The organism is Pseudomonas sp. C8002 (genome assembly GCF_013385765.1).
GTDB lineage: Bacteria > Pseudomonadota > Gammaproteobacteria > Pseudomonadales > Pseudomonadaceae > Aquipseudomonas.
On the sequence record NZ_JACAPJ010000020.1, the window covers coordinates 44,983 to 66,334 of the forward strand.

Sequence of the window (21,352 nt, forward strand, 5' to 3'; positions counted from 1 at the left end):
GGCTTATTCATGAAACAGGATGCATGGAAGCAACCGTTTTTTAGCGACAAGGCACCTGCTTGTTCGTTAAGAGGACATTGGGCAAGTTTCTGCCTAGTAGATGAGTTTGGGGACGGAAAGGCCTACGGCGGTCTGCCTTACACATTTTATGACAGTGCGGGGCGTGAGTACTTCGGTCGTTTGGATGGTGAGGGCTTTGCCAGGCGAGATGATTTTTACTGTGGTCCGCTCGTCATTAAGTTGGATGAACACTACTCCGGTTCAGAAAAGCCTTATACCGATTTGATGACGCGTCTGGCTTACAAGCTACCCATCACCGAGCTCCAGGTTCGTGCGGAACAAACCCGCTTTCTCCGGGCCGATGGCCAGCGTGTCGAACGAAGCCTTTCGAAGAATCAGACGGACCTGTTCTATCAGGTCGAAGTACGTGATCTGGTCCGATACGCCGCTCACTTGCCACGCATCGTATCCCGTACTCATCGGCCCCCGCGACATGCACTAAAAATGATGGCCGACCTTGGATTCGGGCCACCCCAGCCGACGTTGGTTGGTGTCGTTTTATTTCCCAACCGGCACACAGTACTTGAGGTTCGCCCATTGCGAGCACTGCGCCCTATGCTGTCCATCGAGGATCAATTCTGTGCCTTGAACCTCTATCAGTTGGCACTTATGTCCACGTTGAGCTATTGCGATTTTGGACAGGAACCCCCAGCAAAACCAATAGACCAAGTCAGCTTTCAACGGGACCCTAGCGTCGGTCATTTCTTTGCCGACAGACTATCGGGCTATCAGGAACCCTGGAAGGTCGATGCTAAGCAAGTACAACACTTTTATCCGTTATTGGAAGAGGTACCGTATTCCCTGCGTTTCGAAATTTTGCCCTTCGATCCTGAGTTGTATCAGCAAAATCGCTCCGAGTTGGGTGAAGAGCAGGAACATCCAGCACGTCTGCACTTTTTCGACGACGAAAAGGATGGCACTGATACTCAGGCATTTATCAGTCATCACGATGAAGTGATCATTATTGCCGTAAGGGGCACGGCCAGCGGAGTCGACATACTGAGGGATGTAAATGCCCATCAAGTGAATTTCATTGATGGTGTCGGCAAGGCTCATGAAGGCTTTTACCAGGCTTATCAAGCCATGCATGATTTTGTACGGCGCTACCTTGACCAATTTTATACAGGGCAGCGCATCGTGATTTGCGGGCACAGCCTCGGCGGTGCGATTGCCTTGTTACTGGCTGAGGGATTACGTCGAACCGAAGATACCCACTACAACATCCTCCTATACACCTACGGAGCCCCCCGAGCTGCCGACTCCGAATTCACCGACGGTGCCTCCGCTCTGGTGCACCACCGCATCGTCAATCACAGTGACCCTGTCCCGAGTGTGCCTGCGCCCTGGATGAACACCACCGCCAAAATCTGGATTCCTGGCGCCGTGGTGCTATTCAGTAACCCTGCGCCCGGGGGCCTGCTGTTTGCCTTGGGCCTGGTACGGCTGACCGGCAACCCTTACCAGCATCACGGCGCGCAGCAGCACTTCATGCCGATACTCCTACCGGACGGTACACGGTCCTCCGTTTTGTGGACCCCTGGCTGTGAATCCATTGAGGACGCAGCCTGCAAACGCGCATTGAGGCTCAATGGCGATATGCCGGATCGCGCCAACCTCATCAAACAGCTTGTTCAGAGTGCCCATCACTCCATGGTCGTCAGCTACATCCCCGCCGCCTGGGCCACGTTGCGCCGCTGGCAACAAACACTCGACACCCATGGCACCCTCGTAACTGCCCGTGAGTTTGAACTGATCGACGAAGCCCTATTCACCATGCAGCACCAGCTACGGGAGCAACGAAAGAAACTGGATCTGCATCGCCCTGCCAACCAGCGTGGCTACGAACACCACGACCCCTTGAGCCAGGAAGTCGACCGGCTGAAAGACAGTCGCGACCGCCTGGCAACCCTCCGCTGGCGCCGCCTCCAGGCCCGCGACGTCTACGGCAGCCACGCTTCATCCCCATCCCTGCAATCCAGCCTGAAACGCTGGTTCGCTCACCCGCAAAATCGCGTACTCACCCAAGTGGCGAGCATCCCGCCACAGTCGGATGATGGCTGGGGAAAGCCACAAACCCTCGATATAGATTCAATCGTATGAGCCTACAAAAACTCCACCTGCGCCGGCCGGCGTTTCATCAACACTTTGCCCGCGCGAATCGAATACAACGGCAAGCCCTGGCTGCGAATCACTTCATAGTCGCTGTCTGCAGACAGGATCAACAGGTTCGCCGGGCGTCCCGGTTCCAGGCCATAACGATCCCCCAGAGCCATCGCCCGGGCGCTGTTGTCGGTGACCAGGTCGAGGGCACTTTGCAGGTTGCGGTAGCCAAGCATGTGGCAGATATGCAACCCGGCTTCCAGCACCCGCAAAATGTTGCCGTTACCCAAGGGATACCAAGGGTCGACGATGGAGTCCTGGCCGAAGCAGACGTTCATGCCAGCCTCCAGCAGTTCGTTGACCCGGGTCACGCCGCGGCGTTTGGGGAAAGTGTCGAAGCGGCCCTGCAAGTGGATGCTTTCGGTAGGGCAGGAGACAAAGCTGATGCCCGAATGCCCCAGCAGGCGGAAGAGTTTGGCGCAGTAAGCATTGTCGTAGGAGCCCATGGCCGTGGTGTGGCTGGCGGTCACGCGGGCGCCCATGTCACGGCTGCGGGCCTCTTCGGCCAGCACTTCAAGAAAGCGCGAGTGTGGGTCGTCGGTTTCGTCGCAGTGCACATCGACCAGGCAACCGGTGCGTTCGGCCAGGTCCATCAGGAACTTCACCGAACTCACCCCTTGGTCACGGGTGTATTCAAAGTGCGGGATGCCGCCGATCACGTCGGCGCCCAGGCGAATGGCCTCTTCCATCAGCTCGCGGCCATTGCGGTAGGACTCGATGCCTTCCTGGGGGAACGCGACGATTTGCAGGTCGATCAGGTGGCCGCTTTCCTCGCGTACTTCAAGCATGGCCTTGAGCGCGGTGAGGTCCGGGTCGGTGACGTCGACATGGGTGCGCACATGCTGGATGCCATGGGCGGCCAGGGTCTGGATGGTTTTTTTGGAGCGGGTCTTGGTGTCTTCCAGGGTGATGGTGGCCTTGCGCTCGCCCCAGCACTCGATGCCTTCAAACAGGGTGCCGCTCATGTTCCAGCGCGGCTCGCCGGCGGTCAGGGTGGCATCGAGGTGAATGTGCGGCTCGACGAAAGGCGGGACCACCAGGTTGCCGGCGGCGTCCAGGTCGTCGGGGCCTGCCAGGGGGGCAGCGCCTTGTTGGGTGATGCTGGCGATCCGGCCGTGTTCCAGGTGCAGATCATGCAGGCCTTCACGGTTGCGCAGGCGGGCGTTGATGATGTGCATGGGCAAGTTCCTCTTGGCAAAAAACAGTCAGGCAGACAGCCGCCAGATCATCAGCGCGATGCCGATGTCCAGGCGGTCATAAGCATTGTCCAGCGTCAGCCCGCACAGGGCTTCGATACGCTGGACGCGATGCGTCAGGGTGTTGCGGTGAACCGCCAGCCGTTGGGCTGCGGCCACAAGGTTACCATTCTCGTGGAACCAGGCCTCCAGGGTCGGCATCAGGCTTGGGCCATGGTGCAGGTCGTGGCGCAGCAGCGGCCCCAGGCGTTCGTTGAGGAACTGATCGAGCAGGGCGCGATCACGTACGCCACTGAGCAGCTTGAGCACGCCCAATTCATCGTAGACACACAGCCCGGCGCGTTCACTGAACCGTCGCGCAGCGGCCAATGCCTGGCGCGCCTCATCCAGGGCCTGGGCCAGGCGCGCGGGTGGGTGCGCGGCAGCACTCAGGCCGATAAACAGTTTCAACGGTGCCAGGCGCAGATTCAGTGCCTTCAACCAACCCGCCAACAACTGACGGTTGGCCAATGCCGCACCCGCGTCTATCGCAGGCAGCAGCAACGTCCATTGTCCGGCACGCCCCAGCACGGGCGGGCGCGACGGATGCTGCGCAGAAAACTGGCGCAGACGGCGGGTAATCGCATCGTGTTGTCGGGCAAGCTGCGCCTCGACCACTGGCGCCTCACCTTGGGCAAACAGCGCGTCGCTGCCGTCCAGTTGCAACTGGACGAGTTGCCAATGGCCGGCCAGCGGCATGTCCAACTGCGCAGCGCGGTGCAGCAGCAAATCCAGGGATTGATAATCACCGGCCAGCAGGCGCTCCAGCACATCGTGTCGCGAGCGCCCCAACTGCTGCGACTGGATCAACGCCGAACCGATGGCCTGGGTCACCAGTACCATCTTCAACGAGTAAGGCTGTTCGATCAGCGGCATGCCCGCCGCTTGCGCCGCTTCCAGCAAACGCTGGGGAATCGCCTGGATATAGTCCAGCCCCGTGAGGATCACCAGGCCGGCGACCTGGCGCTGACAGGCTTCGTCCAGCAGCACCAACAGATTGGCCTCGTCCCGTGGGTGATTGATGCCGCTGACGAACACCAGTTCGCCCCCCAGCACCCATTCGGCAATGCCGCTGTTTTCTGCGACATAGGGCCAGCGCACCGTGTTCTCCAGGCCGGCTTCCCCGGCCCGCAGGCACATCGATTCAAGGCCGGGCAAGGCCAGCACGTCGGCGACTGTCAGGCTCATGCCTGGACGTCAGCCAAAGGTGCCCGCACCCGCAATACGCTGGTCAGCACGATGTAGGTCAGGGACGCCGCCACGATCCCCACCAACGGCGCCACCCAGGGTGAATGAAAGGCCAGCACCGTACCCACGGCATAGGCGATCAGCCCTGGCCAGTTGAAGGCCGGCAGGCGTGTATCGGCCAGGCGCGGATAGTGGCCGCGGTAGCGATAGAAGAAATCCGCCATGATCACCCCGCCAATCGGTGGGATCACCGTGCCCAGCAGGATCAGGTAGGGCACCAGCATGTCGTACATGCCCAGCAACGCCAGCAGGGTGCCGATCACCGCACCGGCCAGGGTCACCGTTTTGCGGCGCTTGGTGCGCAGCAGGTTGCAGCCGGCGACGGCGAAGTTGTAGATGGTGTTGTCCTGGGTGCTCCAGATATTCAGCAACAGCATCGCCATGGCCGCCATGGCGAAGCCTTGCAGCAGCAACACTTCGACCACGTCGGGCTGCTGGTAGACGATGGCGCCATAGGCACCGATCAACACCATCAAGCCGTTGCCGATAAAGAAGCCGATCAGGCTGGCCAGCACCGCGACCCTGGCCGAGCGTGAGAACCGCGTCCAGTTGGTGGCCTGGGTCGCGCCGCTGACAAAGGTGCCGAACACCAGCGTGATAGCCGTGGACATGTCCAGCTCACCGGTCGGCACCACCGCCAGCAGTCCATCGAGCCCGCCGACCTTGACGGTGGCGACCCACATCGACAGAAACAACAAAATACCCATGGCCGGCACGGCGATGTAGGACAGAATCTCCAACCCGCGATAGCCCACGTAGGCCGTCGCGCAGAACACCATGCCAAACAGCACCATCAGCCCGAGTACGCTGCCCTGGCTCAACTCGAAATACTTGCCCAGTACTACGGCTGCGGTGGCGGTGCCCCAGGCGTACCAGCCGATCTGGGTAAAACCGAGAATCAAGTCGCTGAGTTTGCTGCCCACTTCACCGAAGCAGAAGCGCCCCATCAATACTGAATTCAAACCGCTCTTGAACGCGATGTAACCCAGGCCTGCGGCGTAGATACCCAACAGCAGGTTACCCAGGGCCACGACGCCGAGCATCTGGGTAAAGCTGAAGGCCACCCCCAGCTTGCCGCCGGCGAACATGGTCGCAGTAAAAAAGGTAAAGCCCAGCAGCACCATGGCGGTGGAGGCCAGGCCTTTGCGGGCATGCATGGGCACCTCGCTGAGAGGGTAGTCATTGCCCGGTTCGTTCTGCGTCATGTGCCGTTCTCCCTGAATGAGTGACGCAGGCCTATTGCACCCGTCGTGCCAAGTGCCAGGCAGTGACGGGCGCACGGTCAGGACTGTGCAGGTTGCACAGTATTTATAGCCAAACAGGGGAAACACGCAGGCGGGATTGGTCTTTCTGCCCACTCAGGCGCGAAAGCGGTGCAGGGTGATACAAATTGGATCACCCGTGATTCAATCGAACAGGGTGTGAGTGGTCTGCCCGCGATGAAAGGCAAAAGCGGCCTCAAGGTCGCTTTCAATGGTGCGGCCACGGGACAGCGGCGGCAGATCGTCCAGGCTGAAGAAGCCAACTTCGGTGGTTTCGAAACCGGCCGCCGGCGCCAGTTGATAAACCCGTTCGCACAGAAAGTAGAGTTTGTAGAAGTCCCGGATATCCGGCCGGTACAAGCCTTTGGCCTTGTGGGTGACGCTGTACAGCGCCTTGGCCGTGACCGTCAGCCCGGCCTCTTCGCGAATTTCCTTGACGATGTTTTCAGCCGCCGACAAACCAATATCCGCATAACCGCCGGGCAATGCCCAGCAGCCATCCGTGAGCTCGCGGACCAACAGGATCCGGTCACCGTCAATCACTGCGCCCCGCACATCAATCATGGGCGTCGAATAACGTTTGGCAAAATCCGGCACCAGCCCGGTGATGCGCTCCAGCGGTACTTCGCCCAATTGCGCCAGCATGCTATGGGCAATCTGGGCGATTTCCTCAAGGCGCTCGCGCTCGAAGTCATCGGTGCAGAAGTGCAGCCCCGTGGAGGCCAATGCTTGCAGGCGCTTGGCCTGGGCCAGCCAGGTGTTTTCCATGGGAGCTCCTTCAGTGCGAGGCGGTGAGGTCTTTTTGCATGTAGACCCGACGCAGGCCGTTTTCCTCGGCCCGGTGGGTTTCCACATAGCCTTTGCGGGTGTACAGCGCGATGTTTTCGGTCATCGCTTCATTGGTGTAGAGACGGATGGAGCCATGCCTGGCCTGGCGTTCCGCGAAGCCCAGCAACAGGCGCCCGTAACCCAAGCCCTGGGCACCGGGGTCGACGGCCAGGTTATCCAGCAGCAGGTACTCATCGTGATGAATCAGTACGACAAAGCCGTGGACCTGGCCCGCACTCTCCAGCACATGCACCCGTTCGGCAGCGACCTGCTGGCGATAGTCATCCAGCATCGGCCCTGGCTTGCGCCCGATTCGCTGGATGTAAGGGGAGTAGGCGGCGTGGACGATCGCTTCAATTGCGGCGATATCGTCGACGGTAGCGGGGCGGATATGGGTTGGCATCGCAGCGCTTCCTGTACAAGAGGCCACGACTGTAAGGGAGTCACCGGCATAAAAAAACCACCGCAAGGGTGGTTTTTTACATCGCCGGCTTATTCGCCGCGATAGATGCAGCCGCTGGTGCAGGTCTCATGGATGCGAATCGCGCTGAGTTCCGGCAACAGCGGTTTCAGTTCATTCCAGATCCACTTGGCCAGCACTTCGCTGGTGGGGTTTTCGAGGCCCGGGATGTCGTTGAGGTAGTTGTGGTCGAGGCGTTCGTAGAGCGGCTTGAAAATCGCCTTGATCTCCGAGAAGTCACGGATCCAGCCGGTGTGCGGGTCGAGGTCGCCGCTGAGGTGGATCGCCACCTTGAACGAATGGCCATGCAGGCGCCCGCATTTGTGGCCTTCCGGAACATGGGGCAGGCGGTGGGCGGACTCGAAGGTAAACTCTTTGAAGATTTCCACAGGGTTTTTCAGCTCGGTGAGGTGTCTGGCAGGCGGCGAGTTTAACAGTTTGTCGCGGCCGCGCGCATACCGCGTAGCAGCTGTCGAGCCATGGCGAGGCTGCGTTTGCGATTTGTCTGACAAACCGAGGTGCTGCCGACGCAGCCTCGCTTGGGCTCGACAGCTGCTACGGAGAGGGCGCTAGAGAGCCAGCAGGCGTTCGCCCAATTGGCCATTGTCGGCCAGTTGCAGAAACTCATCCCCCAGCCGCTGGCTTTCGCTCATTGCGGTTTGCCAGTACTTGTTGCGGCCCGGGTCATCCCCCATGAAGCGCTTGAAGTCACTGCGGTCCGGCAGTTTGCCGTGGGGCAGGCGGGCCAGGTATTCCTTCGACGGCGCCAGCAGCAGGACATCCTGCAAACCCTGTTGATTGGCACGGCGCCACGGCAAGCCCTTGTCGAACCAGCCGGGAATGACCCGGTCGGTGAAGTGCGGGTACAGCACGATGTCATCGCCGTGGTAGGGCAGGTCGAGGTGATAGTCCAGCAGGCCGCCATCGCGGTAAGTGCCTTGGCCTGCACCCGGCAGGTCGCGTACGCCTTGCATCACCATGGGGATCGAGCCCGACGCCAGCAAGGCCTGGCGCAGGTTGCCCAGTTCCAGATCAAGGAAGCGCGACGGGAAATCCTTGAGCGCATGCAGCGGTGGCGCCTGGCGTGGATCGTGGACGATCAGCCGTTCGAAGTGCCGGGACAACCGCGCGCGGCCCCTCAGGTTGTCGGCGATCACCGAGGACAACCCCAAACCAAGCCGACCGCGATGATCGTCGGCGAGCAGGCCATGGCTTTTGACCACCATGATGTTCAGCCGGTAGTGCGGGTTGTCGAGCACGCGGGCATCGCGGCCGGCCAGCAAGTCATCGAGCATGCGCACGCAGCTCTGGCTGACTTCGGCCATGGTCACGCCTTTGGCAAAGCTTTGTGCGTTGTACAGCCGGCCCAGGTCGAGCAGGCCTTGCACCGGGTCGGGCAGGCACGCACTGGCAAACCGCCAGGAGCCTATCGAGGCGCCGATCAGCGCACGCTCGCGGGGCGCCCGGGGCAGCCAGTCACCAAACAGCGCCAGGTCCAGACCCTGGATGCCCAGCGCCTTGGGCCCGCCGGCAGCGCCGGGAAGGATGCCGACGTCCGCAGGCGCAAGCCCCTGCTCACGAATGCGTGCAAAAGCGCGTTTACCGGCCTTGAGGGTCAAGGCGGGGAACTTCATATGGATAGCAGTCATACCGGTCTCATTTACCGCGAGCAGGGCAGTATAGAAAATCTTGCCCGGTTGCAGGCAAAGGTCTCGCAGAGAATTGCCATGGTGGCAATTCAGTTTCAGTTAAGTTGGATCCAGTACCGTGAGCCCCGTAGGCAAAATATCCCGAAACGGAGACTCACCATGAAAACCCTCACAGCCTTGATCGCCAGCAGTATCATCGCCCTCACCGCAGGCGTCGCCCAGGCTCGCGACCTGGGGCCGGACGAAGCACTGAAGTTGCGCGACGCTGGTACCATTGTGTCTTTCGAGAAGCTCAACGCCACGGCGTTGGCCAAACATCCCGGCGCCACCGTGCATGAAACCGAGCTTGAAGAGGAATACGGCAAATACCTTTATCAGGTTGAACTGCGCGACGCCCAGGGCGTCGAGTGGGACCTGGAATTGGACGCTGTCACCGGCGCCGTCCTCAAGGATCATCAGGATACGTAATGAAGGTAAATCTACGCACCAGCGTTCAAGTGGCGCTGGTGCTCCTGGCATTTTGCTCAGGCCTGGCCGCTCGGGACCTGGGCCAGGATGAAGCGCTGCGCCTGCGCCAGAAGGGCGTGATCGCGCCGCTTGAGCATCTGCTGGGCCCGGCTTTCGAGCGCTACCCGGGCGCCAAGCTGCTGGACGCCGAGCTTGAAGAGCACAAGGATCGCCCTGTGCGCTATATCTATGAAATCGAACTATTGACGGTGGAAGGCGTGGTGCGCGAGATCGAACTCGATGCCAACACCGGTCAACTGCTCAAAGACAAGGAAGACGACTGATGCGCCTGCTGCTGGTGGAAGACCACGTACCCCTGGCCGATGAGCTGATGGCCGGACTCAATCGCCAAGGCTATGCCGTCGACTGGCTGGCGGACGGGCGCGATGCGGTGTACCAGGGGCGCAGCGAACCCTACGACCTGATCATCCTTGACCTCGGCCTGCCGGGTTTGCCCGGGCTTGAGGTGTTGACGCAATGGCGTGCCGCCGGCCTGGCCACGCCGGTGCTGATCCTCACTGCCCGCGACTCCTGGGCCGAGCGCATCGAAGGGCTCAAGGCCGGGGCCGACGACTACCTCAGCAAACCGTTCCATCCCGAAGAGCTGCACCTGCGTATCCAGGCCTTGCTGCGTCGTTCCCATGGCCACGCCAATCAGCCCACCTTGCAGGCTGCCGGCTTGCACCTGGATGAGGGTCGCCAGTGTGTGATGCGTGATGGCGAGGAGATCCAGCTGACCGCGGCCGAGTTTCGGCTGCTGCGTTACTTCATGCTGCACCCCGAGCAAATCCTTTCAAAAAGTCACCTGGCCGAACATTTGTACGATGGCGAGACCGAGCGTGACTCCAATGTGTTGGAGGTCCACGTCAACCACCTGCGCCGCAAGTTGGGCCGCAGCGTGATCGAGACCCGGCGCGGCCAGGGTTACCGGTTTGGTGCCAGCCCGGCATGAAGTCGATCCAGCGGCGCCTGAGCCTGGGGCTGATCAGTGTGATGGTGATCGTCGGTCTGGTGCTGGCGCAGACCAGCCTGTGGCTGTTCGAAATGGGCCTGCAACGTTACCTGGAGTCCGGCTTGCGCAACGACAGCGAGAACCTGCTGGTGGCGCTGGTGCGCGGGCCGGCGGGTGTGCAACTGGATGAGCAGCGGTTGTCTCCTGCGTACCAGCGTCCGTTTTCCGGGCACTATTTCCGTATCGATTTTGCCGACACCCATTGGCGTTCCCGCTCGCTGTGGGACCAGGAACTGCCGCAGTTGCCCCACGCCGGGCTGAAGGGCAACCTGCAGTTGGGGCCGGAAGGCCAGCAGTTGTTGGTACTGCGTTCGGACTACAAACGGTTTGGCCAGTCGATTTCCATCAGCGTGGCCCAGGACTACACACCCGTCAGAGAAAGCTTTCGGCTGATGCGCCAGATCGGCCTGGTGCTGGGGCTGGCGGCGCTGTTGCTGATCCTGATTCTGCAACGGGTCACCGTGCGCCGCGCCTTGCGCCCGCTGGAGACCGCGCGCAACCAGATCGCCCAACTGCAGCAGGGCCAGCGCTCGCAACTGGATACCCAGGTGCCGGTGGAGCTGGAGCCGCTGGTGGCGCAGATCAACCATCTGTTGGCCCACACCGAAGACAGCCTCAAGCGCTCGCGCAATGCCCTGGGCAATCTCGGCCATGCCTTGAAAACCCCGTTGGCGGTGTTGCTGAGCGTGGCATCCAGCGAACAGCTCAAGGACCATCCGCAACTGAGCAAGCTGCTGCGGGAACAGTTGGAGCAGGTGCAGCAACGGCTTAATCGTGAACTCAATCGTGCCCGCCTGGCCGGAGAGACACTGCCGGGTGCCTTGTTCGATTGCGACGGCGAATTACCGGGGTTGCTCGCGACCCTGAACATGATCCACGGCGAACACCTGGATTTGAGTTACCGCGTGCCGCCCGGTTTGCAATTGCCGTGGGACCGCGAAGACCTGCTGGAACTGTTGGGCAACCTGCTGGACAACGCGTGTAAATGGGCGGACGCGGAGATTGTGTTGAGCATCGGCGAAACCCCGGAAGGCTTTCGGTTGGCTGTCGAAGATGACGGGCCGGGGATTCCCGAGAGCCAGCGTGATCAGGTGTTCAGCCGAGGCACGCGGTTGGATGAGCAGACTGACGGGCATGGTCTGGGGCTGGGGATCGTGCGGGATATTGTCGAGGTGTGGGGTGGGGTGCTTCTGTTGCAGGAGAGCGAGCTGGGCGGGTTAAAGGTCATCATCGACCTGCCACGCCGCCATTGAAAACAAACCGTAGCAGCTGTCGAGCCTCGCCAAGGCTCGACAGCTGCTACGGGATACTCGGGCTGATTGCCGGAGTATCCCGCAACTCATCAAACCCTGAACTGATCCATCAGGCCCTGCTGCTGATTCGCCAGGCTGTTCAACGCCTGGCTGACCCGCGCCGATTCATTCGCTTGCTCGGACAACGACTCCGTCACATCGCGAATCGTCGCCACGTTGTTGTTGATCTCCTCGGCCACCGCACTTTGCTCTTCGGCGGCGCTGGCGATCTGCAGGTTCATGTCGCTGATTACCGTTACCGCATCGCCGATCTGGCGCAAGGCGGTCACGGCCTGGCCCACTTGTTCGACGCTGCCCTGGGCCTGGCGATGGCTGTTGCTCATGGAGCCGACCACTTCCTGGGTACCGCTTTGCAGTTGCTCGATCACCAGGCGGGTTTCTTCCACCGACTCCTGGGTACGTCGCGCCAGGTTGCGCACTTCATCGGCGACCACCGCAAAACCACGACCGGCTTCACCCGCGCGGGCGGCCTCGATAGCGGCGTTCAGTGCCAGCAGGTTGGTCTGCTCGGCGATTGCACGAATCACTTCCAGTACCGAACCGATCTTCTCGCTGTTGGCCGCCAGTCCTTCAACCTGGGTCATCGCGGTGCTCATATCCGCCGCCAGGTGGCCGATGCTGGTGGTGGTGCGGTCGATCACGGTCAAACCTTCCCGCGTCGCCTGATCGGCATCGCGGGCAGCCTGGGCGGCTTGCGCGGCACTGCGGGCGACGTCCTGGGCGGTGGCGCTCATCTCGTGGGAGGCGGTGGCCACCTGGTCGACCTGACGGTATTGCTGCTCCATGCCGGCACTGGTTTCAGTGGCGATGGCGGCCGACTGGTCGGCGGTGCCACGGGCGTCCTGCACTGAGCGTTTGACCTGGGCAATGATCGGCTGCAGCTTGTCGAGGAAGCGGTTGAACCAGCCGGCCAATTCGCCGAGTTCGTCGTGTTTGTCGTAGGCCAGGCGGCGGGTCAGGTCACCTTCGCCACTGGCAATGTCTTCCAGCATGCGCGCCACACCGAGGATCGGCCGGGTCACGCTGCGGGCCATCAGCCACACCAGCAACAGGCCGACGATTGCTGCCAGCAGGCCCAGGCTCAGTTCCAGCAGAGTGCCCTTGGCGTTATCGGCGTCCAGTTTGGACTTCAGGGCTTCAGCCGGAGCCACCAGGACTTTTTCCGGAACATCCAGCAACACGCCCCACGGCTTGCCATCGGGGATCGGCTGGAACGGCGCGAGCACCTTGAGTTGGTGGTCGGTGCGCACGCTGCGGGTCTGGGTGCTGGTGGAAAGCGAACTGATCAATTGCGCGCCGTTGGCGGTGTCGACGGCATCCAGGCGCTGGCTGAGTTTGCCGGCGTCCGGACTGTAGCCGGCCAGCAGGCCCACCGGGCTGATGATGCTGACGCTGGTCTGGCCGTCGTATAGTTTCTGGCTGGCGCCCTGGCTGACGGCTTGCAGGCTGTTGAGGTTGATGTCCACCGACAGCGAGGCGATGACTTTGCCGTTGACCATCAGCGGAAAGACGATGCTGGTCATCAGCACCTTTTGCCCATCGATCACATAGAAGTACGGCTCGATCACGCAGGGCTTGAGTGTGGTGCGCGGGCAGGTGAACCAGGCGTTGGCTTTTTCGCCGCTGGGTCCGACGCTGGTGTCGGACATGTCGCTTTCGGGCAGCGACATTGAAGTCAGCTTGCCCGCAGTCGGCTGGGACCAGTACAGCGCAAAGCGGCCCTTGTCGTTGCTGCCCAGCTCTTGCTGGTTGGCGAACAGTTCGTCCTTGCCATCCAGTGCGTTGGCCTCGAATACCAGGGACAGGCCCAGCAGGTCAGGGTTGGCCTGCAGCGCGGCCTTGACCTGCCGGGTCAGGTCTTCGCGCAGGTCGAAGGCATCCAGGAAGCGTTTCTCGGCCTGTTCGCGCAGGAACAACACCTGCCGGGAAAAACCGTGGCCGTATTGATAGGCGTCCATGAACTGCTGGCGAATGCCCAAGGCCTGGACCTCACCCTGGGCTTCGATGCGCGCCTGGGCGGCTTCGTCGAGCATTTCCATACTGGAAGCCTTGACCAGGTCGGAGCTCTGCGCCATGCGGTACAGCGAGAGACCTACCAGCAAGGTCACGATGCCCAGCAGGCAAAGACCGGCCAGCAGGGTAATTTTCCATTGAATGGACAGCTGTCTGAGCGACATGGAGCCTTCCTTAACCTTTCGATACGACAGAGACGATCTGCCTGTATCGGCCGCTCGGAAATTTTCTTTATTCAAACGATCAATTTAAACCTGTTTGTGTGGCGAGGGGGCTTGTCCCCCGTTGGGCTGCTTAGCGGCCCCAAGAAAAGCGGGAGCGCTGCGCACTCCAACGGGGGACAAGCCCCCTCGCCACAGACAAATCCCCTAACCACTGACAAACCTTCTCCCCACTTTTTTGACAAGGCAGGCCGGGTGCTGCAAAGTGCGCGCCCTCTAATAAAACTCCCTTAAAACCTGGTTTGCGGCAGCCGTTCCCGACAGCAGCCCGGGCAGGTGCGTGCTTTTTTCATGTTTTCTGTCTTGAGGTAACGATGATTAATGCAGTAATCGCCGCGGTCGGCACCATGCTGGTGCTCAGCTTGTCCCGCGTGCATGTGGTGATCGCGATCATTGTCGGCGCCCTGGTGGGTGGCCTGACCGGCGGCCTGGGTATCGACGCGACGCTCAAGGCGTTCAACAGCGGCCTGGGTGGCGGTGCGACGGTGGCGTTGTCCTACGCGCTGCTCGGCGCGTTCGCCGTGGCGATTGCCAAATCCGGCCTGGCCCATGCGCTGGCCGATAAAGCCCTGCTGCTGGTGGATCGGCAGGAAGCCACGGGCGGCAGTCACGTCAAATGGCTGCTGATCGGTCTGCTCTGGGTGGTGGCCATCGCCTCGCAGAACATCCTGCCGATCCACATCGCGTTTATCCCGCTGCTGGTACCGCCGCTTTTATACGTGCTGACCAAACTGCAGCTGGACCGCCGTCTCATCGCCTGCGTCATGACCTTCGGCCTGATCACGCCCTACATGTTTCTGCCGGTGGGCTTCGGCAACATCTTCCTGAATCAGATCCTGCTGGCCAACGTGGCCAAGAGCGGTGTCGACATCAGCCAGGTCAATGTCACCCATGCCATGGGCCTACCGGCGCTGGGCATGGTGGTCGGTTTGCTGGTGGCGGTGTTTGTCAGCTACCGCAAGAAGCGTGTGTACGACCTGGAGAAGATCGAGCGAGTCGAGCAGGTGGCGGTGCACTACAACCCGCTGACCCTGCTGGTGGCCGGCCTGGCCATTGCGGCGGCGTTCATTATCCAGCTGTGGCTGGACTCGATGATCATTGGCGCCCTGGCCGGGTTCCTGATCTTTTCGGTGTCGGGCATCGTGCGCTGGCGCGACACCGATGACCTGTTCACCGAAGGCATGAAGATGATGGCGATGATCGGCTTCATCATGATCGCCTCGTCAGGCTTTGCCGAAGTGCTCAAGGCCACCGGTGAAGTGCAGACACTCGTGCAAGCCTCCGCGGCGTTTATCGGCCATAGCCGCGGTGTGGGCGCGCTGCTGATGCTGCTGGTGGGCTTGCTGGTGACCATGGGCATCGGCTCGTCGTTTTCCACGGTGCCGATCCTGGCGGCGATCTTTGTGCCGCTGTGCGTGCAGCTGGGCTTCAGCCCGCTGGCGATCGTGTGCATCGTCGGCACGGCCGGGGCATTGGGTGATGCCGGCTCGCCTGCGTCGGACTCCACCCTGGGCCCGACTTCCGGTTTGAACATCGATGGCCAGCACCACCATATCTGGGACACCGTGGTGCCGACCTTCCTGCACTACAACATTCCGCTGCTGGCGTTTGGCTGGTTTGCCGCGATGACGCTCTGACGGGATTGTCCTACAGATTTATTGTAACTAGCCGTTAACCTCTTGAGTTGTCCCTCAAGAGAGAAGAGCCATGCGTCTGAGTCTAAAGGCCAAAGTACTGTCCCTTGCTGTCCTGCCCGTGTTGTTGTTTGCCGTGATCATCAGCCTGACCACGGTGTGGATCCTTCGGGAGCAGGCCCGCAACGAGGTCGAAGAAACCCGTCAGAACCTGCTCAACGACGCCAAGACCACCTTGCGCGGCTACGTCGAGGTGGCGATGACCACCATCAAGCCGCTGTACGACGCTGCCACCCAAGGCGATACGGCCGCACGGGCGCAAGTGGTCAAGCTGCTGTCCAACATCAGCTATGGCAAGGACGGTTATTTCTTCGGCTACGACTCCGAGACCATTCGCCTGTTCAAGGGCAACAGCCCGGACGGCGTCGGCAAAAGCTTCAAGGACAACCGCGACCCGAACGGCGTCTACGTCAACCGCGACTTGGTGAAAGTCGGCAAGGACGGCACCCACTACTTGCAATACAGCTCGACGCAGCCCGGCCAGACCGAGCTGGTGCCCAAGCTTGGCTACACCGAATACTTGCCCAAGTGGGACATGGTGATCGGTACCTCGGTGAACCTGGACGGCATCGACGCCCAGGTTGCCGAGGTTCAGGCCAAGGTGGAGAAACGCATGGAAGGCGTGGTGCTGAGCATCATCGGCATTGCCGTGGTGGTGCTGTTGGTGATTGCCGCCGTGGGCATGCTGGTGGCCAATACCATCCTGCGGCCGTTGCACCTGATGAAGATCAACCTCGACGACATCGCCGCCGGTGAGGGTGACCTGACCCGCCGCCTGGCCATCACCAGCCAGGACGAGCTTGGCGAACTGGCAGGCTCTTTCAACCGCTTTGTCGACAAGATCCACAGCCTGGTACGCCAGATCACCGAGATGACCTCCCAGCTTACCGGCCTGGTGAGCCAGGTCGCCGAGCAAGCCAACCGCTCGGAAAAGGCCATGGAGCGCCAGCGACACGAGACCGACCAGGTGGCTACCGCGATCAACGAAATGTCCTCCGCGGCCCATGAAGTGGCGCGCAGTGCCCAAGGCGCAGCCGTCGCTGCGCAGCAAACCGACGCCGAAGGCCAGGCCGCGAAAAAAGTCGTGGATGGCAGCATCGCGCAGATTCACGCGCTGGTGAACGACATCCGCAGCAGCGGCGTGTCCCTGGACAGCTTGCAGCAGGATGTGTCGTCGATTGTCAGCGTGCTTGGCGTGATCCGCTCGATTGCCGAACAGACCAACTTGCTCGCCCTCAACGCCGCCATTGAAGCCGCGCGGGCAGGGGAGGCCGGTCGTGGTTTTGCCGTGGTCGCCGACGAAGTACGGGCGTTGGCCAGCCGCACCCAGCAAAGCACCCAGGAGATCCAGGGCATGATCGACCGCCTGCAAAAAGGCACCGAAGCCGCCGTGGAGTCCATGCGCCGTTCCAGTGACGCCGGTGACGGCACATCGGCCCAGGCCAACGAAGCCGGAGCGTCCCTGGACACCATGGCGCAGCTGATCGGCACCATCAACTCGATGAACGCGCAGATCGCCAGCGCGGCGGAAGAACAAACCGCCGTGGCCGAAGAGATCAACCGCAGCGTGCATCAGATCGCGGTGGCGGTTGACAGCGTGGCCGATGAAACCCAACAGGGTGCCGAGACCTCTCGCAGCCTGGCGGACCTGGGGCAGCGGTTGGGTCAGTTGGTGGGGCAGTTCAGGATTTGATTGCAGGCTTGAGCCATCGGCAACGTCCCGTTGCCGACGGGCTTGGCTGGATTGATCGATCAGGTCAACAGCGCCAAACGTTCCACCGTCTCCGGAAACTTCGACACCAGCCGAATCAAGGTTGCCGCCTGAGCATTGGGTGTGGCCCGGCCTTGCTCCCAATTTTCCAGGGTCCGGGTGTTGGTGCGCAGGTACATCGCAAACACCGAGCGCGACAGATTGAGTTGTTGACGCACAGCGACTACTTCGTCGGCAGTGAGCGGTGCCAGCTTGCTCAACTGCACCTTGTGGCTGCGCAGCGTTACCTTGCCTTCTCGTTCATCTGCCAGCGCGTCGAAGCCTTCGACCAGTTCGGAAAAGATGTCACGTTTCATAAGATTTTCTCGCTTTGATTTCCCTGTCCAGCAGGTGTTTGAGCGCCGTTTTGTGTTGAACGCTCAGGTCGTCCTGTTCGTGTTTGCCATAAAGGGTGAACAGCCAGAACTGCGTACCGCCCGACCACCAGTAATAGATGACTCGCAGGCCACCCCGTTTGCCCTTGTTGCGTCGCTCGTCGACAAAGCGCACCTTGCGTAACCCGCCGGTTCCCTCTATCACGTTGCCCGCTTGCGGGTTTCTCATCAACTCTTGTTGAAAGCCGTGAAATAACTCATCACTCAGATAATCCCTGCGGTGCCGCTCAAAGGCTGGCAATTCGATAAATAGAGCATCCATGTTCTGTACGTAGCCTGCGTATAGTTTGGTGGCCCATCTGCGGTGGGTCAAGTGACCCTGCTGTGGGATGTTTCCTAAAACGCAACCACGATACGAGCGACCCAGGCAGGGTGATGCCGGAAGGGGAGGCATCTCGACGAGGAAAATTCCCTTTGTGTGTCAGACAACAAATTAATACGCCAGAAACGCAAAACGGCGCCCGAAGGCGCCGTTTTGCTTGCTGCGTTTAACTAAGCGATCAACCCGCCATCACCGCATGCTGCACCAGGGTGAGCAACGGTTGTGGGTACACACCCAGGAAGAACGCCAGCAGGGCGATTGCCAGCAGCATCACGCCGCCTGCTTTCTGTTCCCAGTGCAACTCGGCGTCCACACGGCGCAGGTTTGGCTCGATCAGGTACAAGGTCACCATCACGCGCAGGTAGTAGAAAACGCCGATGGCGCTGCCCAGTACCAGGGAAGCAACCAACCACCATTCGTGCGCTTCAACACCGGTGGCCACGATGTAGAACTTGCCGATGAAGCCCGCAGTCAGCGGGATACCCGCCAGGGACAGCATCATCACGGTCAGTACGGCGGTCAGGTACGGACGGCGCCAGAACAGGCCGCGGTATTCGTACAGGGCGTCGGCGTCGCGGCCTTTGTAAGGCGAGGACATCAGCGTGATCACACCGAATGCACCCAGGCTTGTGATCACGTAGGTGACCAGGTACACGCCGATGGCTTCCATCGCCAGGCCCTTGCTCGCCACCAGGGCGATCAGCAGGTAACCGAAGTGCGCGATGGACGAATAACCCAGCAGACGCTTGAGGTTGTTCTGGGTCAGCGCCAGCAGGTTGCCGAACAGGATCGAAGCGATGGCGATGATGGTCAGCACGTTGCTGAGTACACCGGTGTTGGCCGCAGGGGAGATCTGGAACAGACGCACCATCACGGCAAACACGGCGACTTTCGACGCGGTAGCCAGGAAAGCAGCCACCGGCGCCGGGGCGCCTTCGTACACGTCCGGGGTCCACAGGTGGAACGGCACCAGCGACAGCTTGAACGCCAGGCCGATCAGCATCATGGCCAGGCCCAGTTGGGCAATTGGCGCAGGGCTGCCGGAGGCTGCCAGGGCGTGACCGATACCGCTGAAGCTCAGGCTGCCGGCTTCTGCGTAGAGCAGGGCCATACCGAACAACAGGAATGCCGAACCGGCAGCCGACAGCACCATGTACTTGATGCCGGCTTCCAGGGAGCGCTTGTTGAAGAAGGCATACGCTACCAGGCCGTAGACCGGGATCGACAGCAGTTCCAGGCCGATGAACAAGCCGGCCAGGTGCTGCGCGCTGACCAGCACGATACCACCGGCCGCAGCCAGCAGGATCAGCAGGTACAGCTCTTCGCGGTTGCCCGGGTAGCCGGTGCCGCCTTCGCCGAGGTAGGCGTGGGCGAGCGTGACGCAGGCCAGGGTGGCAACCAGGATCAGCGCGATATACAGCAGCGCGAAGTCATCGACCATCATCAGCGGGGTCACGGCCAGTGGCGCGACCTTGAGTGCCGGGATAATCGACAGCAGGGCCAGGTTCAAGCCCGCACAGGACAGCAGGAACGTTTGCGAGTGATTGCGGCGCCAGGCGATCGCCAGCATCACCACCACGATGGTGAGGCTGGTGATCAGCAGCGGCGCAAGCGCGATAAAGTGTTGGATCGTGAATTCCATAGCGCTCTTACCGGGCCGAAGCGAGTTGAGAGAAGGCGGTGCCGAACCACTGCTGCACGCCATGCATCGTTGCGGCAGAAGTATCCAGGAACGGTTGCGGGTACACGCCGATAAACACCAGCAGTACCGCAAGGCCGAGCACCATGATCAGTTCGCGACCGTCCATGCCGTGCAACACGGTGTCGGACTTGGCCGGACCGAAGTATGCGCGGTGGATCATGATCAGCGAGTAGACCGAACCGAACACCAGGCCAGACGTAGCGATCGCACTGACCCACGGCGTATGCACGAAGGCACCCATCAGGATCAGGAACTCGCCGATGAAGTTGCCGGTACCCGGCAAGCCCAGGGATGCGGCGGCGAAGAACAGGCTGATGGCCGGCAGGTAGGCGATACGTGACCACACGCCACCCATCTCGCGCATGTCACGAGTGTGCAGGCGCTCGTACAGTTGGCCGCTGAGGATAAACAGTGCCGCTGCCGACACACCGTGAGCCAGCATCTGGATCACTGCGCCTTGCAGCGCCAGTTGGCTGCCGGAGTAGATGCCGATCAGTACGAAGCCCATGTGGGAAACGGACGAGAAGGCAATCAGACGCTTGATGTCGGTTTGGGCGAAGGCCAGGAACGCACCGTAGAAGATCCCGATCAGACCGAGGGTCATGGCGATCGGCGCGAACTCGGCCGAGGCATTCGGGAACAGCGGCAGGGCGAAACGCAGCAGGCCGTAGGCCGCCGTCTTCAAGAGGATACCGGCCAGGTCGACGGAACCCGCAGTCGGCGCCTGGGCGTGAGCGTCAGGCAACCAGGAGTGGAACGGCACCACCGGCAGCTTCACCGCGAACGCGATGAAGAAGCCCAGCATCAGGATGTACTCGGTGGTCAGGGACATCTTGGTTTTCAACAGGTCGGCGTAGTTGAACGTGATCACGCCCGTGCTGTTGAAGTTGACCAGTACCAGGCCCAGGATCGCCACCAACATGATCAGGCCGGAAGCCTGGGTGAAGATGAAGAACTTGGTCGCCGCGTAGATCCGGGTTTTCTTGCCGTCCGAAGAACTGTGACCCCAGAGCGCGATGAGGAAGTACATCGGCACCAGCATCATTTCCCAGAAGAAGAAGAACATGAACAGGTCGAGAGCGAGGAACACGCCGACAACGCCGCCCAGGATCCACATCAGGTTCAGGTGGAAGAAGCCCACGTGACGCTGGATCTCTTTCCAGGAGCAGAGTACCGAGAGGATACCCAGCAGGCCGGTCAGCAGGATCATCAACAGCGACAGGCCGTCGAGGGCCAGGTGCACGTTGATGCCGAAGCGCTGGATCCACACGTGCTTGAATTCAAGCGCGAAGGTGGGATCGACACCCGGTGCCGGAGCAAATGAATAGTCGCCATGGGCCCACAGCCAGAGGCCGAGCGCGAGTTCCAGGGACATGGTCAGCAACGCAATCCAGCGGGGGAGGGTGGCGCCGAAGCGTTCACCCATCCAGCAGAGCAGGCCGCCGATAAAGGGGATCAGGATTAGCCAGGGCAGAATCATGACGGGCTCGTTTCCTTTCGCAAGTTCGCAAAGTTCGCAAT

At 61.1% G+C, this 21,352-nt stretch carries 19 protein-coding genes and 2 pseudogenes; 8 read left to right on the plus strand and 13 right to left on the minus strand.

From position 1 onward, the window contains the following. Nucleotides 1-9 precede the first annotated feature (9 nt). A complete protein-coding gene (locus HX814_RS23690) occupies nt 10-2,160 on the plus strand; it encodes a lipase family protein (protein ID WP_177015431.1) in 2,151 nt (716 codons plus the stop codon). A gap of 2 nt (nt 2,161-2,162) precedes the next feature. Here HX814_RS23690 and codA read toward each other — a convergent pair whose 3' ends face one another. The 7 genes from codA to HX814_RS23725 form a co-directional block, all read right to left on the minus strand. Continuing rightward, nucleotides 2,163-3,398, minus strand: a complete 1,236-nt coding sequence (codA, locus tag HX814_RS23695; protein WP_003219538.1) for a cytosine deaminase — start codon at nt 3,396-3,398, stop codon at nt 2,163-2,165. A gap of 27 nt (nt 3,399-3,425) precedes the next feature. Further along, nucleotides 3,426-4,643: a PucR family transcriptional regulator ligand-binding domain-containing protein gene (locus HX814_RS23700; protein ID WP_177009168.1), complete on the minus strand. Its 1,218-nt coding sequence runs from the start codon at nt 4,641-4,643 to the stop codon at nt 3,426-3,428. Continuing rightward, on the minus strand, nt 4,640-5,908 hold the full coding sequence (gene codB, locus HX814_RS23705; RefSeq protein WP_003219542.1) for a cytosine permease: 1,269 nt from the start codon (nt 5,906-5,908) through the stop codon (nt 4,640-4,642). The genes HX814_RS23700 and codB overlap by 4 nt, the downstream gene beginning before the upstream one ends. A 201-nt stretch (nt 5,909-6,109) precedes the next feature. Then, on the minus strand, nt 6,110-6,733 hold the full coding sequence (locus HX814_RS23710) for an NUDIX hydrolase (protein ID WP_177015432.1): 624 nt from the start codon (nt 6,731-6,733) through the stop codon (nt 6,110-6,112). A 10-nt stretch (nt 6,734-6,743) separates the two neighbouring features. Continuing rightward, nucleotides 6,744-7,196, minus strand: a complete 453-nt coding sequence (locus HX814_RS23715; RefSeq protein WP_177009167.1) for a GNAT family N-acetyltransferase — start codon at nt 7,194-7,196, stop codon at nt 6,744-6,746. An 89-nt stretch (nt 7,197-7,285) separates the two neighbouring features. Next, nucleotides 7,286-7,642: a 6-carboxytetrahydropterin synthase QueD gene (gene queD / locus HX814_RS23720; RefSeq protein ID WP_003190259.1), complete on the minus strand. Its 357-nt coding sequence runs from the start codon at nt 7,640-7,642 to the stop codon at nt 7,286-7,288. A 180-nt stretch (nt 7,643-7,822) separates the two neighbouring features. After that, the gene (locus tag HX814_RS23725; protein WP_003219547.1) at nt 7,823-8,902 is read right to left on the minus strand and encodes a hypothetical protein; all 1,080 of its coding nucleotides are present in this window, start codon (nt 8,900-8,902) and stop codon (nt 7,823-7,825) included. A 159-nt stretch (nt 8,903-9,061) separates the two neighbouring features. On the opposite strand from HX814_RS23725, the gene HX814_RS23730 reads away from it, so the two are divergent. The 4 genes from HX814_RS23730 to HX814_RS23745 are packed head-to-tail and all read left to right on the plus strand — an operon-like array spanning nt 9,062 to nt 11,674. Beyond that, nucleotides 9,062-9,370: a PepSY domain-containing protein gene (locus HX814_RS23730; protein ID WP_003219548.1), complete on the plus strand. Its 309-nt coding sequence runs from the start codon at nt 9,062-9,064 to the stop codon at nt 9,368-9,370. Continuing rightward, on the plus strand, nt 9,370-9,693 hold the full coding sequence (locus HX814_RS23735; protein ID WP_102369441.1) for a PepSY domain-containing protein: 324 nt from the start codon (nt 9,370-9,372) through the stop codon (nt 9,691-9,693). Before HX814_RS23730 ends, HX814_RS23735 begins: the two co-directional genes overlap by 1 nt. Next, nucleotides 9,693-10,361, plus strand: a complete 669-nt coding sequence (locus tag HX814_RS23740; RefSeq protein ID WP_003219550.1) for a response regulator transcription factor — start codon at nt 9,693-9,695, stop codon at nt 10,359-10,361. Before HX814_RS23735 ends, HX814_RS23740 begins: the two co-directional genes overlap by 1 nt. Then, on the plus strand, nt 10,358-11,674 hold the full coding sequence (locus tag HX814_RS23745; protein WP_008432791.1) for a sensor histidine kinase: 1,317 nt from the start codon (nt 10,358-10,360) through the stop codon (nt 11,672-11,674). The genes HX814_RS23740 and HX814_RS23745 overlap by 4 nt, the downstream gene beginning before the upstream one ends. Before the next feature lie 89 nt (nt 11,675-11,763). On the opposite strand, the gene HX814_RS31775 is transcribed toward HX814_RS23745, so the two are convergent. Together HX814_RS31775 and HX814_RS31780 are read right to left on the minus strand one after the other, a co-directional pair. Continuing rightward, complete coding sequence (locus HX814_RS31775; protein WP_371132963.1) at nt 11,764-12,519, minus strand: methyl-accepting chemotaxis protein; 756 nt, start codon at nt 12,517-12,519, stop codon at nt 11,764-11,766. 102 nt (nt 12,520-12,621) lie between these two features. Further along, nucleotides 12,622-13,911, minus strand: a pseudogene (locus HX814_RS31780) (HAMP domain-containing protein); the annotation flags it as partial. Between the two features lie 374 nt (nt 13,912-14,285). Between HX814_RS31780 and HX814_RS23755 the strand changes: the two are divergent. The 3 genes and pseudogenes from HX814_RS23755 (at nt 14,286) to HX814_RS31790 (ending at nt 17,355) form a co-directional block, all read left to right on the plus strand. After that, nucleotides 14,286-15,605, plus strand: a complete 1,320-nt coding sequence (locus HX814_RS23755) for a Na+/H+ antiporter family protein (protein WP_161635727.1) — start codon at nt 14,286-14,288, stop codon at nt 15,603-15,605. 70 nt (nt 15,606-15,675) lie between these two features. Continuing rightward, nucleotides 15,676-16,497, plus strand: a pseudogene (locus HX814_RS31785) (cache domain-containing protein); the annotation flags it as partial. A gap of 102 nt (nt 16,498-16,599) precedes the next feature. Then, nucleotides 16,600-17,355: a methyl-accepting chemotaxis protein gene (locus tag HX814_RS31790; protein WP_371132964.1), complete on the plus strand. Its 756-nt coding sequence runs from the start codon at nt 16,600-16,602 to the stop codon at nt 17,353-17,355. A 59-nt stretch (nt 17,356-17,414) separates the two neighbouring features. Here the strand turns inward: HX814_RS31790 and HX814_RS23765 are convergent, their stop codons facing one another. From HX814_RS23765 to nuoM, 4 genes are all read right to left on the minus strand, one after another. After that, nucleotides 17,415-17,729, minus strand: coding sequence for a DNA-binding transcriptional regulator (locus HX814_RS23765; protein ID WP_003219555.1), 315 nt, complete (start codon nt 17,727-17,729; stop codon nt 17,415-17,417). Further along, nucleotides 17,719-18,069 carry a toxin gene (locus HX814_RS23770; RefSeq protein ID WP_177009164.1) on the minus strand — a complete coding sequence of 117 codons (351 nt, stop codon included), beginning with the start codon at nt 18,067-18,069 and terminating at the stop codon, nt 17,719-17,721. Before HX814_RS23770 ends, HX814_RS23765 begins: the two co-directional genes overlap by 11 nt. 238 nt (nt 18,070-18,307) lie before the next feature. Then, nucleotides 18,308-19,771 (minus strand): NADH-quinone oxidoreductase subunit NuoN, encoded by a 1,464-nt coding sequence (gene nuoN / locus HX814_RS23775; RefSeq protein WP_003219557.1) that lies wholly within the window; start codon nt 19,769-19,771, stop codon nt 18,308-18,310. A gap of 7 nt (nt 19,772-19,778) precedes the next feature. Then, a complete protein-coding gene (gene nuoM / locus HX814_RS23780; protein WP_003219558.1) occupies nt 19,779-21,311 on the minus strand; it encodes an NADH-quinone oxidoreductase subunit M in 1,533 nt (510 codons plus the stop codon). Nucleotides 21,312-21,352: the final 41 nt, after the last annotated feature.

Coding starts and splice junctions, on each gene's coding strand:
- HX814_RS23690 (WP_177015431.1), top strand. CDS start 10: ATGAAACAGGATGCATGGAAGCAACCGTTTTTTAGCGACAAGGCACCT.
- codA (WP_003219538.1), bottom strand. CDS start 3,398: ATGCACATCATCAACGCCCGCCTGCGCAACCGTGAAGGCCTGCATGAT.
- HX814_RS23700 (WP_177009168.1), bottom strand. CDS start 4,643: ATGAGCCTGACAGTCGCCGACGTGCTGGCCTTGCCCGGCCTTGAATCG.
- codB (WP_003219542.1), bottom strand. CDS start 5,908: ATGACGCAGAACGAACCGGGCAATGACTACCCTCTCAGCGAGGTGCCC.
- HX814_RS23710 (WP_177015432.1), bottom strand. CDS start 6,733: ATGGAAAACACCTGGCTGGCCCAGGCCAAGCGCCTGCAAGCATTGGCC.
- HX814_RS23715 (WP_177009167.1), bottom strand. CDS start 7,196: ATGCCAACCCATATCCGCCCCGCTACCGTCGACGATATCGCCGCAATT.
- HX814_RS23725 (WP_003219547.1), bottom strand. CDS start 8,902: ATGACTGCTATCCATATGAAGTTCCCCGCCTTGACCCTCAAGGCCGGT.
- HX814_RS23730 (WP_003219548.1), top strand. CDS start 9,062: ATGAAAACCCTCACAGCCTTGATCGCCAGCAGTATCATCGCCCTCACC.
- HX814_RS23735 (WP_102369441.1), top strand. CDS start 9,370: ATGAAGGTAAATCTACGCACCAGCGTTCAAGTGGCGCTGGTGCTCCTG.
- HX814_RS23740 (WP_003219550.1), top strand. CDS start 9,693: ATGCGCCTGCTGCTGGTGGAAGACCACGTACCCCTGGCCGATGAGCTG.
- HX814_RS23745 (WP_008432791.1), top strand. CDS start 10,358: ATGAAGTCGATCCAGCGGCGCCTGAGCCTGGGGCTGATCAGTGTGATG.
- HX814_RS31775 (WP_371132963.1), bottom strand. CDS start 12,519: ATGGAGCAGCAATACCGTCAGGTCGACCAGGTGGCCACCGCCTCCCAC.
- HX814_RS31790 (WP_371132964.1), top strand. CDS start 16,600: ATGGAGCGCCAGCGACACGAGACCGACCAGGTGGCTACCGCGATCAAC.
- HX814_RS23765 (WP_003219555.1), bottom strand. CDS start 17,729: ATGAAACGTGACATCTTTTCCGAACTGGTCGAAGGCTTCGACGCGCTG.
- HX814_RS23770 (WP_177009164.1), bottom strand. CDS start 18,069: ATGGATGCTCTATTTATCGAATTGCCAGCCTTTGAGCGGCACCGCAGG.
- nuoN (WP_003219557.1), bottom strand. CDS start 19,771: ATGGAATTCACGATCCAACACTTTATCGCGCTTGCGCCGCTGCTGATC.
- nuoM (WP_003219558.1), bottom strand. CDS start 21,311: ATGATTCTGCCCTGGCTAATCCTGATCCCCTTTATCGGCGGCCTGCTC.